Genomic DNA, 16,809 nt, shown 5'->3' with positions numbered 1-16,809 from the left:
GGGACAGACTGCAGTGATTGACAGGGAGCGGAGTGTGAGAAACCATGAAGAAACGATCAGGAACGTCCTATTTTAAGGATCTGAGCAGAAAAGATTACGTGGAATTGGCAAGCGGGATTATTAAGGAGGAGGGAGTCGGGGCGGTCAGCATACGCCGCATGGCATCGGAACTGGGATGCTCTTCTGCCAGCATGTACCGGTACTTTGACAATCTGGACGAGCTTTTGTTCTATGCCCAGCTGGATGCCCTCAATGAATATATCCTGGACCTTTCCATTCGGGAAAAGGAATGGAAGGATATGTGGGATGTGCATTTTGGCATATGGCGTTCCTACGCAACGGAGGCATTCCGCAATCCGGAGGCATTTGAGTCCGTGTTCTATCAGAATATCAACAGGGACCTGGGGGAGGCGCTGAAGGAATATTATGAGATGTTCCCGGATGCCATCATACGGGTCAGCCCGCTGGTCAAGGAGATGCTGGAGATCCCCGGATATTATGACCGGGATTATTTTATCTGCAAACATCTTGTGGCGGAAGGCAAGATCACGGAGGAAAACGCCGGAAAGCTGAACCACATCCTTTGTACACTGTTTCTGGGATATTTTAAGTTTGTCCAGGAACACGGCGTGGAGCGGGGGGAGATACCTGAACTGGTGGAACGGTTTATCTCAGAGAGCAAGGAGATAACCAGGCTTTATGCCAGTGACTTTGTTCCCAAATAGTTTTAGTGGTAAAAGTGTACAAAAACAATGTCAAAAATATAACAAAATGACGAAAAACAGGTTTCCTACAGAAAGTAACAAAAGACTTCAATAAATCCATTGATAATCGCGATAACATATGTTATATTCTATACATAAGTTATCGCGATTACTATTTTAAAACTATAATTTTTACACAATAACAAATTTTGTCAATTGTAAAAATGCTGTAATTTTGCCGGAGTGGGTGAAAGAATGCCGGGAAAAGGACAGTAAATCATAAAGAAGTGGGAGGTATTTTATATGAAGCTTGAATTGGGAAAAATCTTTATAAAAGATATCCGATTCGACGACAAGACTCACGTGAAGGACGGCGTCCTCCATGTCAGCAAAAAGGAAGTTGAAACCCTTGTCCTGGAAGACGACAAGCTGGCAGGCTGCCATGTTGACATTGCGAGGCCGGGTGAGTCGGTAAGGATCACCCCTGTAAAGGATGTGATCGAACCAAGGGTCAAGGTCAGCGGAGGCGGAGAGATTTTTCCGGGTGTGGTGGGCAAGGTAAGCCCTCAGGTGGGCGCCGGAAGGACCCATGCCCTGGAAGGATGCTGCGTCATAACAGCAGGCAGGATCGTGGGATTCCAGGAAGGCGTGATCGATATGAGCGGCCCTGCCGCGGATTACTGCCCCTTCTCCAAGACCAATAATCTCTGCCTGGTGGTGGAACCGGCCGATGGCCTGGAGACCCATGTGTACGAGAAGGCGGCGCGCATGGCAGGATTAAAGGTAGCTGCCTACCTTGGCGAGGCAGCAAGGGACCTGGAGCCGGATGAGATCGTCACCTATGAGACAAAACCGATCTTTGAGCAGGCGGCCATGTATCCGGACCTTCCAAAGGTAGGTTACATCCACATGCTGCAGTCCCAGGGACTTCTCCATGATACATATTATTACGGAGTGGATGCCAAGCAGTTTGTTCCCACCTTTATGTATCCCACGGAGATCATGGACGGAGCCATTGTCTCAGGCAACTGTGTGGCTCCCTGTGACAAGGTTACCACATACCATCATTTCCACAATCCGGTGATCGAGGACTGCTTCAAACATCACGGCAAAGACATCAACTTCATGGGAGTGATCCTCACTAATGAGAATGTATTCCTGGCAGATAAGGAGCGCCATTCCGATATGGTTGCAAAGCTGTGCAGCTGGATGGGCCTGGACGGTGTCCTGATCACCGAGGAGGGATATGGAAATCCGGATACAGACCTGATGATGAACTGCCGCAAGGTGGAGAATGCGGGGACCAAGGTGGTTCTGATCACAGATGAGTTCCCGGGCAAGGACGGCAAGTCCCAGTCACTGGCGGATGTGTGCCGGGAAGCGGATGCGCTGGCATCCTGCGGTCAGGGCAATGCCACACTTATATTCCCTGCCATGGATAAGGTCATCGGCACCCAGGAATTTATCGAGATGCAGATCGGGGGCTGGGACGGGTGCAAGAACCCTGACGGCAGCTTTGAGGCGGAGCTTCAGATCATCATCGCCTCCACCATTGCCAATGGTTTTAACAAGCTGGCAGCAAGAGGATATTAAATCAATCAAAGGAGATGGAAACATGGCTAAATATAAAGTAGTACATTATATTAACCAGTTCTTTGCCGGTATCGGCGGGGAAGAAAAGGCCGACCATATGCCTGAAGTCCGCCAGGGCGCTGTAGGACCGGGCAGAGGGCTTCAGGCCGCGCTGGGAAGTGACTATGAGATCGCGGCTACTGTTATCTGCGGCGATAACTATTTTGGGGAAAACCTGGATGCAGCTACGGATACCGTTATTGAGATGGTAAAGGAATACGGACCGGATGTGTTCGTGGCAGGGCCTGCATTTAACGCCGGACGTTACGGCGTGGCCTGCGGCACGATCTGCAAAGCGGTGGAAGAACGCCTTATGATACCGGTCATCACCGGAATGTACGAGGAGAATCCCGGTGTGGATATGTTCCGCAAGGATCTTTTGATCGTGAGCACTCCAAATTCCGCGGCCGGTATGCCCAAGGTGCTTCCTGTTATATCAGCCCTGGTCAAGAAGTTGGCCCGGGGGCAGGAGATCCTGGGACCCTCAGAGGAAGGATATCTTGAAAGAGGGATCCGGGTGAACTATTTTGCGGAAAAGAGAGGTTCTGAGCGGGCGGTTGAGATGCTGGTGAAGAAGTTAAAGGGCGAGGCCTTTGAGACAGACCTGCCCATGCCCAAGTTTGACCGGGTTGAGCCTGCCGCTCCTATTAAGGATATAAAGAAAGCCAGGATCGCGGTTGTCACCTCCGGAGGGATCGTGCCCACAGGGAACCCGGACCACATCGAGTCATCCAATGCCACCAAGTGGGGCAAATATGACATGACCGGAATGGACCGGCTGTCACCGGATGATTTCACATCCATCCACGGCGGATATGACCGCCAGTTTGCCATCGCGGACCCCAATGTGGTGGTCCCCTTAGATGCGCTCAGAGAGCTGGAAAGAGAAGGTGAGTTCGGAGAACTTGTCAACTATTTCTGTGCTACTACCGGTACCGGAACAGCCACCGCGTCAGCGGCCAGGTTCGGGACCGAGATTGGAAAAATGTTTGTTGATGAACATGTGGACGGGGTCATCCTCGTCTCCACCTGAGGGACCTGTACTCGTTGCGGTGCAACGATGGTGAAAGGTATTGAGAAGTATGGTCTTCCTGTAGTTCATATGGCAACCGTTGTTCCTATCTCCCTGACGATCGGTGCCAATCGTATCATCCCCGGCATAGGTATCCCCTACCCACTGGGCGACCCGCCGCAGGGTGAGACTGACAGCTACAAACTCCGCTTATCCATGGTGAGAAGGGCGCTTAAAGCCCTGGAAACACCGGTGGAAGGACAGACAGTGTTTGAAAAATAATTGCTGAAGGCTGCTGTGGCGTGGCAGAAAGCAATTTTCAGACACGCTCCGGGATCCGGCCTAAACAGCCGTTTCCCGGACGCTGCTGTGCCCCCGCGGCAGCCAGGTCTGCTAAGAGGAGAAGACATATGGAAAATGATCAGAAAGTTAACTGGAGCCGGGTGCTGATACTTGCGGGGGCGGTGATAGCATTTACCATCGGCTCAGGATTTGCCACAGGACAGGAAATCATTCAATATTTTACTGCATATGGCGTGCAGGGGATCCTGACAATATTACTGTTTGCGGTCTGCTTTATCTACTACAATTACAATTTTGCCAAAGCAGGCGCAGAGGAACATTTTGAAAAGGGGAATGACGTTTACAAGTTCTACTGCGGAACCTATATCGGAACATTTATGGACTATTATTCAACCGTGTTCTGCTATATGTCATTCTTTGTCATGGTAGGGGGAGCAGCATCCACCTTAAACCAGCAGTACGGCCTTCCCTTTGTGGTGGGAGGGGTGATCCTGGCAGCCCTTGCCATCCTGACCGTGGTAGGCGGGCTGAATTCACTGGTAGATAAGATCGGTCTGGTAGGGCCTGCCATTGTAATACTGTGCATTGGAATCGGTGCGGTGACCCTGGTAAGGGACGGCGGACAGATCGGCGCGGGGCTGGAGATCATACACAGCGGCGCATTCGCACAGGCAGGCAGTGAGACCATAAAAAATGCAGGACCCAACTGGGTGATCTCCAGTTTGTCCTATGCGGGATTCGTGCTGCTGTGGTTTGCCAGCTTTACAGCAGCATTGGGAGCTAATAATCGGAAAAAAGACGTGGAATATGGAGTTTATCTGGGAACAGTGGCTGTGTGCGTGGCCATAATATTAATCATGCTTGCCCAGATCGCCAATATCAATACGGCCGGTGTCAGCAACAACGGGATCTTTGTGTGGAATGCAGATATCCCCAACCTGATCCTGGCAGAGCGCATATGGAAACCATTTGCATCCATATTTGCGGTGGTGGTATTTGCAGGCATCTACACAACAGCAGTGCCTCTTTTGTACAATCCCTGTGCCAGGTTTGCCAAAGAAGGAACCTCCCGGTTTAAGATCTTAACCGTTATTTTAGGCATTGCGGGGCTTTTGGTGGGACTATTCCTTCCATTCAGGGTCCTGGTCAATGTGATCTATGTGATCAACGGATATGTGGGAGCCGTATTGATCTTATTTATGTTGTGGAAGAATATAAAGGATACGTTTATACATACAAAATGAAAATCTATCTCATAGATTGTGACAGTATCTCACGCACAGAACTGACTGGCATGATCGAAGCAGAGGAACTGGGTGAGGTATCCGGGGTGTCGGCCGGATGGGACGATGCCTGCAGGCGGATTCCCGGCATACGCCCGGATGTGATCCTGGCGGACCTGCCCCTTCCGGAGCTCAAGGTCATCACCTGCATACGCAGGATCAAGGAGAAGCTGCCTGAGTCATCCATCATCATGCTGTCCCCGGCCCACGATACGGAAACGGTACAGAGGGCGTATGAGGGGGGAGCACAGCTGCTCCTTCACAAGCCTGTGAACATGACGGAGATCAGGAACGTCCTGCGCAGCATGGAAATGGTTCAAAACATGCAGTGGATCCTGAAACAGGCCAGGAGCGGGACCATGGGTACACCGGACCGGGAAGTAAGCCAAAACCGGGACGAGGAGATTGATAACAGCGTAAGCCTCAGCCTGTCCATCAGGCACCTTAAGGGGATCCTGCAGGAAATCGGGATCCTCAATGAGGCCGGAAGCAAGGATATTATCCGGATCATCAGTTATCTCATTGAACAGGAGCTGGACCTGAGCGACATTACGGTGCGGGAACTGTGCAGGAGGATGAAACAAAATCCCAAGAGTGTGGAGCAGCGTATCCGGAGGGCGGCCTCGGACGGCATGTATCATCTGGCTGCCAGAGGCCTGGACGACTATGCGGATCCTGTGTTTAACGAATATGGGGGCAGGCTTTACAGCTTTGAACAGATGAAAAAGGAAATGAACTTTATACGGGGCAGAAGTGAGAAGCACGGAAATGTGCGGATCAAGAATTTCCTTGGAGGTCTGCTGGACTGCTGCAGGGAAGTGTAGGGAGGCATTGGCATTGTCAAATATTGGAAGATTCTATTTTTATCATATTTAATTCCGCAGTTGATCAAGGACATTTGTGCGGAGATTACATTAAGTTTCAGGAGGCGGAGAAAATGGAAACCATATATGATCTGATCATTCTGGGGGCAGGACCGGCAGGGCTTGCAGCAGGACTTTACGGGGGCAGGTACCGTTTAAACACCCTTTTGGTCGAGAGAGGACAGGATGGAGGGCAGATCGCCATCACCTCGGATATTGAGAATTATCCGGGCCAGATGGTGGAGGCGGAGGAATCCGGCGCCACCCTCATTGCTCGCATGACAAAGCAGGTGGATAAGTTCGGGGTACACCGGGTAAGTGCCTCCATTGAAAAGGTGGAGCTGGAAGGCCCGGTGAAACGGCTTACGGACACAAAGGGCAATGTTTATGAGGGAAAGACCGTGATCATAGCCACGGGCGCCCATCCAAGACCCATTGGATGTAAAAATGAAAAGGAGTTTCTGGGCAGGGGCATTTCCTTTTGCGCCACCTGTGACGCCAATTTCTATGAGGACATGGAGGTCTATGTGGTGGGAGGCGGGGACTCCGCCATAGAAGAAGCCATTTATCTCACCAAATTTGCCAGAAAGGTAACGGTGATCCACAGAAGGGACCAGTTAAGGGCGGCCCAGTCCATACAGGAAAAGGCGTTCAGAAATGAAAAACTGCATTTTATGTGGGACAGCGTGGTGGATGAGGTAAGGGGTGACGGAATACTGGACGCCATGGTTGTGAGAAATGTTAAGACAGGGGAACTGACCCAGGTGAACGCTGACCCGGATGACGGCATGTTCGGACTCTTTGGGTTTATCGGATACCTGCCTAATACCGACCTGCTTGAGGGCACCGGCCTTGCCATGGAGGGCGGGTACATAAGGACAGATGAAGACATGCGCACCAATATATCAGGCGTGTATGCGGCCGGTGATGTCAGGGTCAAATCCCTGCGCCAGGTGGTGACGGCTGCTGCTGACGGAGCCATTGCCGCGTGCCAGGCCGAGCATTATGTGGCTGATCTGCAGTGATTAAAAAAATGTCGGTGTACAGTCAGGGAATTGGTAAATATTATAAAATAGCGCTTGATTAAATCGGGATTACCATGTATAATATAGACAAAAGTTATCGCGATTACATTACGGGAAACAGAGGTTGGTTTTATTTATAAATATGTTATGTGAGACAGGAGGACATAAAAGTGATCGATTTGACAAAGGAAAACTTTGAGGAAGAAGTGCTGAAGGCCCAGGGATATATCCTGGTGGATTTTTACGGTGACGGATGTGTGCCCTGCGCAGCCCTTACGCCCCATATCCATGGTTTTGAAGAGGTGTATGGAAAGACAATGAAGTTCTGCTCCTTAAACACCACAAAGGCAAGAAGGCTTGCCATTTCCCAGAAGGTTCTGGGGCTTCCGGTCATTGCCGTTTACAAAGACGGTTTAATGATCGATTCCAGGGTGAAAGAGGACGCCACACCTGACGCATGTGAGGAAATGATCAAAACGTATGCTTAAAGCCATAAGCGCTTACGCATAAATAAACTGAAATAGGAGGAAATGATATGGCAGTTTTAAAAGACAAGTACGCGATCATTATCGGTGACCGTGACGGCGTACCGGGACCGGCCATAGAAGAGTGCGCAAAGACAGCCGGCGCAAAGATAGCTTACTCCTCAACGGAATGCTTTGTCTGAACGTCCGCGGGTGCTATGGATCTGGAAAACCAGAAAAGGGTTTTAAAGTTAAGTGAGGAGTACGGACCGGAGAACATTGTTGTTCTTCTGGGAGCTGCTGAAGCGGAAGCCGCCGGCCTGGCCGCAGAAACCGTGACAGCAGGAGATCCTACTTACGCAGGTCCTTTAGCAGGAGTCCAGTTGGGACTAAATGTATATCACATTTGCGAAGATGAAGTAAAGGCAGAGGCAGACCCTTCTGTTTATGATGAACAGGTGGGAATGATGGAGATGGTCATGGATGTTCCGGCCATCCATGAGGAAGTGGAGAAGATCCGCAAGGACTACGGCAAGTATTAGAGCATGTTTGAAAATTCATTCCCGCCATCTGCCCTAAGGAATCCCCCAGGCTCTGCCCGGTACCCCTTAGGACAAAGCACGCCCCACTTCGCGGCATATTTGGCCCCAATTCAGTCAGCGTAGCCCACTACGCCTCCTTCATCGGGGCCAAATCTCCCACAAAGTGTAACGTACAGCTGCCAGAAAGCAATTTTCAAACACACTCTAGAGCATGGTCCGGGTGAGGATCCAAACAGGCTGGGGCGGGTGAAACCATCTTAAGCCCCTCCTGTTCCCTTTCTCGGGATCTGCAGCACAAGACACATGTCATTCACGAATATTGGGAGATCAACAGAATGAAAGGTTATCCGGTAATCAAGGGGACCAGCTACACATTGGCTGCCACCCCGGATATGGTTTTATATAACGGCACCACACAGACAACGGAGCGGGTTGTAAACCCGGATTCCGATTACCTGGTGGAACTGCCGGGACACCTGAGGGGATATGAGGATGTGCTTTCCTATATCCCAAACCAGGTTTACATAGGGAATGCCACCCACGAGGAACTGAGGGATACACAATTCCCATACTATGACAAAAAATGGAAAGAGCCAAAGGAAGAAGGGCCCTTTGGATGTATCCTTCCTGAAGATGAATTTTACGGGGTCATGCACATCTGTGACGTGTTCGAGCTGGTGATGCTGGAACATGGTTTTGCGCAGACCGTTAAGGATAAGCTGGAGAAGCGCGGAATGTTCACACAGCAGCAGCTGGAAGGACTTCTGAAGAATAACGGGACAGGGGAGGAGCTGGAGCGTCTTGTGACCCAGGAGCATTCCGAGGGGCTTTACATCCGCCGGGATGAGCTGGTGGGAGTGGTAAAACGCGCCCATGATGTGGATGTGAACCTGTCGGCCCATGTGATGCTGGAAAATCTGGTATCCAAGGCATCCAATGTCATCTCGCTGATCGAACTGAAACGAAAGAACAACTTTGATCCCGATGAGGTGGAATATGTGATCGACTGCTGTGAGGAAGCCTGCGGGGACATGAACCAGAGGGGCGGAGGCAATTTTGCCAAGGCATCGGCTGAGATAGCCGGTTATAAAAACGCCACCGGTTCTGACGTGCGCGGTTTCTGTGCAGGCCCGGCCCATGCCATGATCCATGCGGCGGCCCTGGTGAAGTCAGGAACATTTAAACACGTGATCGTCACGGCCGGAGGCTGTACGGCCAAGCTGGGAATGAACGGCAAGGACCATGTAAAGAAAGGACTTCCGGTGCTGGAAGACTGTATTGCAGGATTCTCAGTCCTGGTCTCTGAGGATGACGGCATCCATCCCATGATCCGCACGGATATTGTGGGATGCCATAAGATCGGGACCGGTTCAGCCCCTCAGATGGTGATCAGTTCCCTGGTGGCGGAGCCTCTTGAAAAAGCAGGGCTTACGTTTACGGACATTGACAAGTACGCGCCGGAACTTCAGAACCCGGACATTACCAAACCCGCGGGAGCGGGAGATGTGCCGGAAGCCAATTATAAGATGATCGCGGCCCTGGCCGTGATGAAAAAGCAGATCCAGCGGGCGGATATCCCATCCTTTGTTAAAGAGCATGGAATGACCGGCTGGGCTCCCACCCAGGGCCATATTCCTTCCGGCGTCCCTTATCTGGGGCCGCTTGTAAAAGAATGTATGGAGGGAAAGACCAAACGGGCCATGATCGTGGGCAAAGGCTCACTGTTCCTGGGACGTATGACCAATCTGTTCGATGGAGTATCCTTTGTGGTGGAGGCCAATGAGGGAGAAAGAAAGACAGGAGGAAAGGCAGGTCAGGACGCAGGGCCGGATGCAGGTCAGCAGACCGCTCATGTGATACCGGAACACAGCCCCTCCCATCCAATGATCACAGCGCCCTGTCATGGAGCCAGGATCGTATTTGCCCTGGAGGGAAGCGAGCAGGGACAGGAGGATACGGATCTGGCCCTTGGACTGGCTGCCAGAAAGGGGATCGAGGTAAACGTATGCCATGGGGCAGATGCCCACGGGGCCATGGAGTTTGCCCTGGAATCCGGGAGCGCCCAGGCAGGAGTGACCATGCATTATCCATTCCCCATCGGGGTATCCACCGTGGGCAAGGTGATCACACCTGCCAGGGGAAAGGCCATGTACATTGCCAACACCACGGGCACTTCCCATACGGACAGGGTGTCCGCCCTGGTGAAGAATACCATTGCAGGGATCATTGCCGCCAAGGCTGACGGGGTTTTAAACCCCACGGTGGGGATTGCCAACATAGACGGGGCCAGGTCCTGTGAAAAGATCCTGAAAGCCCTGAAGGAAAACGGATATGACATAACCTTTGCGGAATCTGCCAGAGCGGACAAAGGCGTGGAGATGAGGGGCAATGACCTGTTAATGGGCACCGCGGATGTGGTGGTTATGGATTCCCTTACAGGAAACCTGATGATGAAACTATTCTCCTCCTACACTACCGGCGGCCAGTACGAGGCCACAGGGTACGGATACGGGCCTGGGATCGGCGAAGGATATGACAAACTGGTGATGATCGTGTCCAGGGCTTCGGGAGCGCCTGTGATCGCAGGAGCCATGGAATATGCGGCCAGCCTGATCGCAGGAGACTGGAAGTCGGTTGCGGCAAAGGAATACGAGGCAGCCCGAAGGGCGGGCCTGGATGAGCTTCTGGCAAAGAATACCCCTGCCGGGCAGGAGACAGCGGAAGAAGTTACCTGTCCCCCCAAGGAAGTGGTGACAGCAGCCATTCCCGGGATCGAAGTCATGGACCTGGACGAGGCGGTTAAAACGCTCTGGAAGGAAGGCATCTACGCGGAAAGCGGCATGGGATGCACTGGCCCCATTGTCCAGATATCGGAGGCCGATCTGGAAAAGGCAGCCGAGATTTTGAAAAAAGCCGGATACACCGGCTGATCAATAAACGCAAGTCAAGTTTAAGCAAACCTGCCGCCGGTATCTGTCCGGCGGCGGTAAAAGGGATCCGGTACTGAAAGGGATCCGGCACTGAATATGGAATATCAGGGAGAGAGTTGGGCAGCTGGTGCGCCCCGCGGTCTTCAAAACCGTTGTGTGGGGTTAGGAGCTTCACGGGTGGGTTCGATTCCCACCATCTCCGTTTCGGCGAACACATACAATTGAATCGTTTCGCTTTATAATCGGGAGGGAGCTGGGTAGCTGGTGCGCCCCGCGGTCTTCAAAACCGTTGTGTGGAGTTAAGAGCTTCACGGGTGGGTTCGATTCCCACCACCTCCGTTTTGTGAATGATGCGGCAAGTATTGTGAAAGGCACGGCAATGAGCCTGCCTTTCGGTACAAACAAGGAGGTAGACCAATGGGAGACAAACAGGTGCTTCTGCGCGGGCTTCCTAAAGTGGACGAGGTGCTGCAGGATGAGCGCCTCGTTTTATTTTATGAAACCATGCCCAGACCGCTGATCGTGGACACGGTAAGGGAAGCAGTGGGGGATGTAAGGAACGGGATCCTGGAAGGTACCGTGGACAGGGGATTGTCCCAGGATGAGATCATGGACAGGATAACCGGTATTTTAAGTGAAAAGAAGAAAAGAACAATGAGAAGGGTACTCAATGCCACCGGGGTGGTGCTCCATACCAATTTAGGGCGGGCCAGGCTCAGCAGCAATGCATCCGGCGCGGTTTGGGAGATCATGGACGCATACTGTACCCTGGAATACGATCTGAAGTCAGGGACCAGGGGAAGCCGCCATGCCATTGTGGAGGGCATCATAAAAAAGGTGACAGGGGCCGAGGCTGCCATGGCAGTGAACAACAATGCCGCCGCCACAATGCTGGCCCTGGCAGCACTGGCCAGGGGAAAAGAGGTGGTGGTCTCCAGGGGGGAACTGGTGGAAGTGGGAGGATCCTTCCGGATCCCGGATGTGATGAGCGAGTCCGGAGCCTTTCTAAAGGAGGTGGGAACCACCAATAAGACCAGGATCTCCGACTATCGAAGTGCGTATAAGGAAGGGGTGACGGGCTGTTTTATGAAGGTCCACACATCCAATTACCGCATTGTGGGATTTACCGAGGATGTGAAGCTGGAGCAGATGGCACAGCTGGGCAGGGAACTGGGCCTGCCTGTGATCTATGATATGGGAAATGGGCTCATGGCGGACCTAAAACGGTATGGGCTGGATGAACCGACTGTGACAGACGCCCTGAAATCAGGGGCTGATGTGGTCCTGTTTTCCGGCGACAAGCTGCTTGGCGGCCCCCAGGCCGGTATCCTCATAGGAAAAAAGGAATATATAGACAAAATGAAAGAGCACCCCCTGGCCAGGGCGTTCCGGGTGGATAAGATGACCCTGGCGGCGCTGGAAGCGACATTTTTACAGTACATTGACCAGGAGGCGGCCTTAAAGGAGATACCGGTGCTGAAGATGATCTGTGCCAGTCCCCTGGAACTGAAGGAAAGGGCCGAAATGCTGGGTGTTATGCTGAAAGCTGCCTGCCCGGATCTGAGGGTACAGGTAGAGTCCTGCAGGGACCAGGTGGGCGGGGGAAGCGCGCCTACCTGTGAGCTGGAGGGGTACGGGGTTGCGGTGTGGAAGGAAGGGCTGTCCGCGCAGAGGATGGAGCGGAAGCTGAGAAAGGCGCCGGTCCCGCTGATCGTGCGGGTAAACCATGACCGGGTGCTGGTGGATGTGAGGACCCTTTCAGACGAGGAATTCCTGCCGGCAGTGGAGGCATTTTCCGGCATGGAAGGCGGTGAGTCCTGATGCAGAATATCATTGTGGGAACAGCGGGCCACGTGGACCACGGAAAGACCTGCCTGATCAAAGCGCTTTCCGGTTTTGACACAGACCGTCTGAAGGAGGAGAAAAAGAGGGGGATCACCATTGATCTGGGATTTGCCAATTTGCCCAATGATGCCGGACTGCACATAGGGATCATCGATGTGCCGGGACATGAAAAGTTTGTGAAGAACATGCTTGCGGGCATAGGGGGCATAGACCTGGTACTGATGGTCATTGCGCTGGATGAGGGTGTCATGCCCCAGACCACGGAACATTTTGAGATCCTAAAAATGCTTCACATCAGGCAGGGGATCCTGGTGCTGACAAAAAGCGATCTGGTGGATGAGGAGTGGGCACAACTGGTGGAGGCGGATGTGGAGGACCTGGTGCAGGGCAGTTTCCTGGAGCATGCGCCGGTGATCCGCGTATCTTCCTTCACGGGCGAAAACATAGATCTTCTCCATGACAGGATCATCCAGATGGTTTCCGATCTGGGAACCAGGTGTGAGGAGCCGGAACTGTTCCGGCTTCCGGCGGACCGGGTATTTACAACAGAAGGGTTTGGCACCGTGATCACAGGAACCCTGCAGGAAGGAATGGTTCAGGCAGGAGCGGAAGTCATGGTATATCCACGGGAGCGCCTCATTAAGATAAGGGGCATCCAGTCCCACGGACGGAAGGAGGATGCGGCGATCGCAGGACAGCGCACGGCCCTGAACCTTTTGAATGTAAAAAAGGAGGACCTGAAACGAGGGGACGTTCTGGCATATCCAGGCTCCCTTGTCCCATCCGCCCTGGTGGATGTGAAACTGTCCATTTTTCAGACCAGTGACAGGGAACTTAAGTCCGGGGACAGGATCCATCTCAACTACGGTTCCGCCCAGACCATTGCAAAGGCAGTGCTCATGGACCAGGACCGCATCGCCCGCGGCGAGAGCGCTTACGCCCAGCTCAGGTTTGACGAACCCGTTGTGCTTAAGAGGAACGACCGGTTCATCATCCGTTTCCTCTCGCCGGTTGAAACCTTTGGGGGAGGCATTGTGCTGGACGCATCTCCCTGCAAACATAGGCGGGGGGATCCGCAGGTGATGGAATCCCTGGGCATCAAGGAGAAGGGGACGGACCTGGAAGTCATGGAGCTGATGATAAAGGAGGAGAGCAGGAACTTTCCATGCGCAGGCCGGATCGCAGCAAATATGGATCTGCCCAAATCCGGGGTTGTCCAGCTTATGGGCTCATTAAAGGAAAGCAAGCGGATCCTGATCCTGTCCGATGACTCGGTGATCCATATGGATCACTGGAAGAAGATATCTGATTATGGGGAGGCACTGCTGGCAGAATACCACAGGGAGAACCCCATCAACGAGGGCATGGACAAGGAGGAGTTTAAATCCAGGCTCAGCGAGCAATTCCGTATAAAGGATATAAGGAAGGGCGCCGCTCTTCTGGCGGAGCTGGTGAAGCGGATGGTGGTCAGGACCCAGGGGGCGTATGTGTCGGGAAAGGATTTTTCCACCACGTATTCCCGGGAACTTAAGGGCATGCTGGAACAGATAGGGACCCTGTATGCCCGGGCGGGGATCGAGGCTCCTCTCACCGCAGAGGTGGCGGACCGGTTTAAGGATAAGAACAGGGCCAGGCAGATCATTGCCGACATGCATAAAAACGGCAGACTGATCAAACTGAATCCGGCCTCCTACATGGACAGCCGGGCCTATGATCAGGTACTTGCAGACCTGAAGGGTTACCTGGCCGTGCACGGGGAGATCTCACTGGGAGAGTTCAGGGATCTGTGCGGCACTTCCCGCAAATACGCGGTACAGCTGCTGGAGTTCATGGATAAGAAAAAGATTACGAAAATGGTGGGAGATAAGCGGGTCCTGATCCACTGACATACCAAAGGGAGCATGGTCTTTGAAACACCTTATAACATCTGCATTGAAAGGGGAAAAGAATATGATCTATCTGGATAACGGGGCCACGACCTTCCATAAGCCGGAGGCAGTGATACAGGCAGTGGCTGATGCCATGCGACATATGGGCAACTCCGGGAGAGGGAGCCATGAGGCATCCCTGGGGGCTGCCAGGACCATTTATGACACAAGGGTCCTGGTGTCGGACCTGTTTGGCCTGGGAAATCCCTGCCGGGCTGCATTTACTGCAAACTCCACAACAAGCCTTAACATGGCCATACAGGGGCTTTTTTCACCTGGTGATCATGTGATCACCACCATGATGGAGCACAATTCCGTCCTCCGCCCCCTGTATATGATGAGGGAGAGGGGAGTGGAGCTGACCATTGTCAGGGCCGATGGCCGGGGGAATATACGGTATGAGGACCTGGAAAGAGCCATCAGGCCCAACACAAAGGGGATCGTATGTACCCATGCATCCAACCTTACGGGAAATGTGGTGGATATTGAACGGGTGGGACGGATCTGCACAAAGGCATCCCTGCTGTTTGTCCTGGATGCGTCCCAGACAGCGGGGGTATTTGACATCCATATGGAACACATGGGTATTGACGTCCTCTGCTTTACCGGCCACAAAAGCCTTATGGGACCTCAGGGGACAGGGGGGATATGCCTGAGGGAGGGGGTTGCTGTACGGCCTCTGATGGCCGGGGGAAGCGGAACCCACAGCTATCAGGAATTCCATCCCGGGGAAATGCCGGAAGCCCTGGAGGCGGGCACGGTCAACGGCCACGGCATAGCGGGGCTTCATGCGGCCCTGGAGTTTATCCGGAGCACCGGGATGGAGACCATCCGCTGCCGGGAGCTGATGCTCATGAGACGTTTTTATGAAGGGGTTTTGGGTATCCCCGGAGTTACTGTATACGGTGATTTTTCCAATATGGACCGCCATGCGCCGGTGGTGGCCCTGAATATAGGGGATTATGATTCCGGGGAGGTATCAGATGAGCTGGCGGCAAACTATGGGATCTATACCAGAGCGGGAGCCCACTGCGCGCCTCTGATGCACCAGGCCCTGGGCACTGTCGACCAGGGGGCGGTCCGGTTTTCCATGTCCTACTACAACACGGAAGAAGAGATAGACCAGGCAGTACAGGCAGTGAGGGAGCTGGCCGTATAACAAATATCTATCAGGCTTACCATTGAGTAGGGAGCGGGAAAGGATGCTATGAGGAAAAAAGAACTGAAACTGGTGATAACCTTTCATACAACAGCGGAAGCCATAGCCATGGAGACGGTGTGCCGTAAAATGGAGATCCCCGGGCGTCTGATCCCGGTCCCGCGGCAGATTTCAGCGGGCTGCGGCCTGTCCTGGAGCATGCCTGAGGGGTGGCGGAAAAGGATCCTGGAACTCATGGGAGTTCAGGAACTGGGCTATCAGACCATGGGAACGTATCTGATTTAAGAACATGGTCCATGAAAAAAGAACATGATCCATAAAAAATGACCGGCTGATCAGGAATCGTATCTGCCGGTCATTTTTATTTTGTATCACACAGATCGGTCACTCCGCATAAGGCAGATCCACCACCGTATAGGGGTGGCCCATGGCGGGCAGTATTTTATCGATCAGATCCCTGACGGAGAACATCAGGCTGGAGGTATTTATACAGGGATGGCAGCCAAAGGATTTGCCGTCCAGTATATCCTTGTCGATCAAAAGCCTGACCCTGCCTGCCTTGTCATTCATCAGTCCCATGACTGTGACGGAGCCGGGGGTGAGGTCCATAAATTCCTCCATGAATTCAGGCTCACCAAAGGAAAGCCGGGCGCTTCCGATCTGTTTGGAGAGCAGGGCTGTCTTGAACTTTTTATTTCCAGGCATGAGAAGCAGGTAAAAGTCCGTTTTCTGCGCATTGCGCAGAAAAAGGTTCTTGCAGATCTCGGAGCCTAAAAGCCGGTCCACTTCCAGGCAGGCTTCAATGGTGGGAAGGGCATCGTGGTCCACCCGGGTATAGGACACCCCCAGGGAATCCAGCAGGTCGTATGTGCGGATCTCCTTCGCGAGCCTGCCGGTGAGATCAGACGGGCGGCCCTGATATAAGGTATGGTCAATGTGATAGTGCGGAAGTGATTTTGCTGTTTGGTTTGTATCTGTCATTTTAAGCACCTCGTGAGATTTTGATCATAGAATGATCTGTTTTTAGTTGAATGTGGAGACGCAAAAAACCAGTATCATTATAGCACCGCAGCAGGGGGATGTCCATAAAAACAAGGGGAAAAACAACGTATTTCCGAT

At 52.8% G+C, this 16,809-nt stretch carries 15 protein-coding genes and 1 tRNA gene; 14 read left to right on the top strand and 2 right to left on the bottom strand.

What is annotated here, in order from left to right; all coding sequences use genetic code 11:
- Positions 1-44: 44 nt before the first annotated feature.
- The 8 genes from HMPREF9469_RS02560 to grdA all read left to right on the top strand — a co-directional run bounded on the left by HMPREF9469_RS02560 (position 45) and on the right by grdA (position 7,828).
- A complete protein-coding gene (locus tag HMPREF9469_RS02560) occupies positions 45-725 on the top strand; it encodes a TetR/AcrR family transcriptional regulator (RefSeq protein ID WP_007858870.1) in 681 nt (226 codons plus the stop codon).
- 282 nt (positions 726-1,007) lie between these two features.
- Entirely contained in the window at positions 1,008-2,297 is a 1,290-nt protein-coding gene (grdG, locus tag HMPREF9469_RS02555; RefSeq protein WP_007858867.1) for a sarcosine reductase complex component B subunit alpha, read from the top strand.
- Positions 2,263-3,630: a sarcosine reductase complex component B subunit beta gene (gene grdF / locus HMPREF9469_RS02550; protein WP_465244948.1), complete on the top strand. Its 1,368-nt coding sequence runs from the start codon at positions 2,263-2,265 to the stop codon at positions 3,628-3,630. Before grdG ends, grdF begins: the two co-directional genes overlap by 35 nt.
- A 128-nt stretch (positions 3,631-3,758) precedes the next feature.
- A complete protein-coding gene (locus HMPREF9469_RS02540; protein ID WP_007858863.1) occupies positions 3,759-4,895 on the top strand; it encodes a YkvI family membrane protein in 1,137 nt (378 codons plus the stop codon).
- Positions 4,892-5,758: a DNA-binding domain-containing protein gene (locus tag HMPREF9469_RS02535; protein ID WP_007858855.1), complete on the top strand. Its 867-nt coding sequence runs from the start codon at positions 4,892-4,894 to the stop codon at positions 5,756-5,758. The genes HMPREF9469_RS02540 and HMPREF9469_RS02535 overlap by 4 nt, the downstream gene beginning before the upstream one ends.
- 113 nt (positions 5,759-5,871) lie before the next feature.
- Positions 5,872-6,822, top strand: coding sequence for a thioredoxin-disulfide reductase (gene trxB, locus HMPREF9469_RS02530; RefSeq protein WP_007858852.1), 951 nt, complete (start codon positions 5,872-5,874; stop codon positions 6,820-6,822).
- Between the two features lie 170 nt (positions 6,823-6,992).
- The gene (gene trxA, locus HMPREF9469_RS02525) at positions 6,993-7,310 is read left to right on the top strand and encodes a thioredoxin TrxA (RefSeq protein WP_007858851.1); all 318 of its coding nucleotides are present in this window, start codon (positions 6,993-6,995) and stop codon (positions 7,308-7,310) included.
- Between the two features lie 47 nt (positions 7,311-7,357).
- Positions 7,358-7,828 carry a glycine/sarcosine/betaine reductase complex selenoprotein A gene (gene grdA, locus HMPREF9469_RS02520; protein WP_082173904.1) on the top strand — a complete coding sequence of 157 codons (471 nt, stop codon included), beginning with the start codon at positions 7,358-7,360 and terminating at the stop codon, positions 7,826-7,828.
- Positions 7,829-7,938: 110 nt separating this feature from the next.
- Here the strand turns inward: grdA and HMPREF9469_RS34010 are convergent, their stop codons facing one another.
- A complete protein-coding gene (locus HMPREF9469_RS34010; RefSeq protein WP_416387852.1) occupies positions 7,939-8,031 on the bottom strand; it encodes a DUF6783 domain-containing protein in 93 nt (30 codons plus the stop codon).
- A 132-nt stretch (positions 8,032-8,163) separates the two neighbouring features.
- Here HMPREF9469_RS34010 and grdC point away from each other — a divergent pair, with 132 nt between their 5' ends.
- The 6 genes from grdC to HMPREF9469_RS02485 all read left to right on the top strand — a co-directional run bounded on the left by grdC (position 8,164) and on the right by HMPREF9469_RS02485 (position 15,975).
- On the top strand, positions 8,164-10,758 hold the full coding sequence (gene grdC / locus HMPREF9469_RS02515; RefSeq protein WP_007858848.1) for a glycine/sarcosine/betaine reductase complex component C subunit beta: 2,595 nt from the start codon (positions 8,164-8,166) through the stop codon (positions 10,756-10,758).
- 245 nt (positions 10,759-11,003) lie between these two features.
- Positions 11,004-11,097, top strand: a tRNA-Sec gene (locus HMPREF9469_RS02505).
- A 78-nt stretch (positions 11,098-11,175) separates the two neighbouring features.
- Positions 11,176-12,579 (top strand): L-seryl-tRNA(Sec) selenium transferase, encoded by a 1,404-nt coding sequence (gene selA / locus HMPREF9469_RS02500; protein ID WP_007858847.1) that lies wholly within the window; start codon positions 11,176-11,178, stop codon positions 12,577-12,579.
- Positions 12,579-14,489 carry a selenocysteine-specific translation elongation factor gene (selB, locus tag HMPREF9469_RS02495; RefSeq protein ID WP_007858845.1) on the top strand — a complete coding sequence of 637 codons (1,911 nt, stop codon included), beginning with the start codon at positions 12,579-12,581 and terminating at the stop codon, positions 14,487-14,489. The genes selA and selB overlap by 1 nt, the downstream gene beginning before the upstream one ends.
- A gap of 64 nt (positions 14,490-14,553) precedes the next feature.
- The gene (locus HMPREF9469_RS02490) at positions 14,554-15,690 is read left to right on the top strand and encodes an aminotransferase class V-fold PLP-dependent enzyme (RefSeq protein ID WP_040414897.1); all 1,137 of its coding nucleotides are present in this window, start codon (positions 14,554-14,556) and stop codon (positions 15,688-15,690) included.
- A gap of 48 nt (positions 15,691-15,738) precedes the next feature.
- Positions 15,739-15,975 carry a putative Se/S carrier protein gene (locus HMPREF9469_RS02485; protein WP_007858836.1) on the top strand — a complete coding sequence of 79 codons (237 nt, stop codon included), beginning with the start codon at positions 15,739-15,741 and terminating at the stop codon, positions 15,973-15,975.
- A 99-nt stretch (positions 15,976-16,074) separates the two neighbouring features.
- Here the strand turns inward: HMPREF9469_RS02485 and HMPREF9469_RS02480 are convergent, their stop codons facing one another.
- Positions 16,075-16,671 (bottom strand): prolyl-tRNA synthetase associated domain-containing protein, encoded by a 597-nt coding sequence (locus HMPREF9469_RS02480; RefSeq protein WP_007858834.1) that lies wholly within the window; start codon positions 16,669-16,671, stop codon positions 16,075-16,077.
- Positions 16,672-16,809: the final 138 nt, after the last annotated feature.

The organism is [Clostridium] citroniae WAL-17108 (assembly GCF_000233455.1).
In the GTDB taxonomy this organism is placed as follows: domain Bacteria; phylum Bacillota; class Clostridia; order Lachnospirales; family Lachnospiraceae; genus Enterocloster; species Enterocloster citroniae.
Note: the sequence above shows the minus strand (reverse complement) of the source record. Positions and strands in the feature narration are given on the sequence as shown.

What these genes read in the sequence shown, in the direction of transcription:
- selB (WP_007858845.1), top strand. Translation starts at nt 12,579, where the DNA reads ATGCAGAATATCATTGTGGGAACAGCGGGCCACGTGGACCACGGAAAG.
- grdG (WP_007858867.1), top strand. Translation starts at nt 1,008, where the DNA reads ATGAAGCTTGAATTGGGAAAAATCTTTATAAAAGATATCCGATTCGAC.
- HMPREF9469_RS02480 (WP_007858834.1), bottom strand. Translation starts at nt 16,671, where the DNA reads ATGACAGATACAAACCAAACAGCAAAATCACTTCCGCACTATCACATT.
- HMPREF9469_RS02535 (WP_007858855.1), top strand. Translation starts at nt 4,892, where the DNA reads ATGAAAATCTATCTCATAGATTGTGACAGTATCTCACGCACAGAACTG.
- HMPREF9469_RS02540 (WP_007858863.1), top strand. Translation starts at nt 3,759, where the DNA reads ATGGAAAATGATCAGAAAGTTAACTGGAGCCGGGTGCTGATACTTGCG.
- grdC (WP_007858848.1), top strand. Translation starts at nt 8,164, where the DNA reads ATGAAAGGTTATCCGGTAATCAAGGGGACCAGCTACACATTGGCTGCC.
- HMPREF9469_RS02490 (WP_040414897.1), top strand. Translation starts at nt 14,554, where the DNA reads ATGATCTATCTGGATAACGGGGCCACGACCTTCCATAAGCCGGAGGCA.
- selA (WP_007858847.1), top strand. Translation starts at nt 11,176, where the DNA reads ATGGGAGACAAACAGGTGCTTCTGCGCGGGCTTCCTAAAGTGGACGAG.
- HMPREF9469_RS02560 (WP_007858870.1), top strand. Translation starts at nt 45, where the DNA reads ATGAAGAAACGATCAGGAACGTCCTATTTTAAGGATCTGAGCAGAAAA.
- trxB (WP_007858852.1), top strand. Translation starts at nt 5,872, where the DNA reads ATGGAAACCATATATGATCTGATCATTCTGGGGGCAGGACCGGCAGGG.
- HMPREF9469_RS02485 (WP_007858836.1), top strand. Translation starts at nt 15,739, where the DNA reads ATGAGGAAAAAAGAACTGAAACTGGTGATAACCTTTCATACAACAGCG.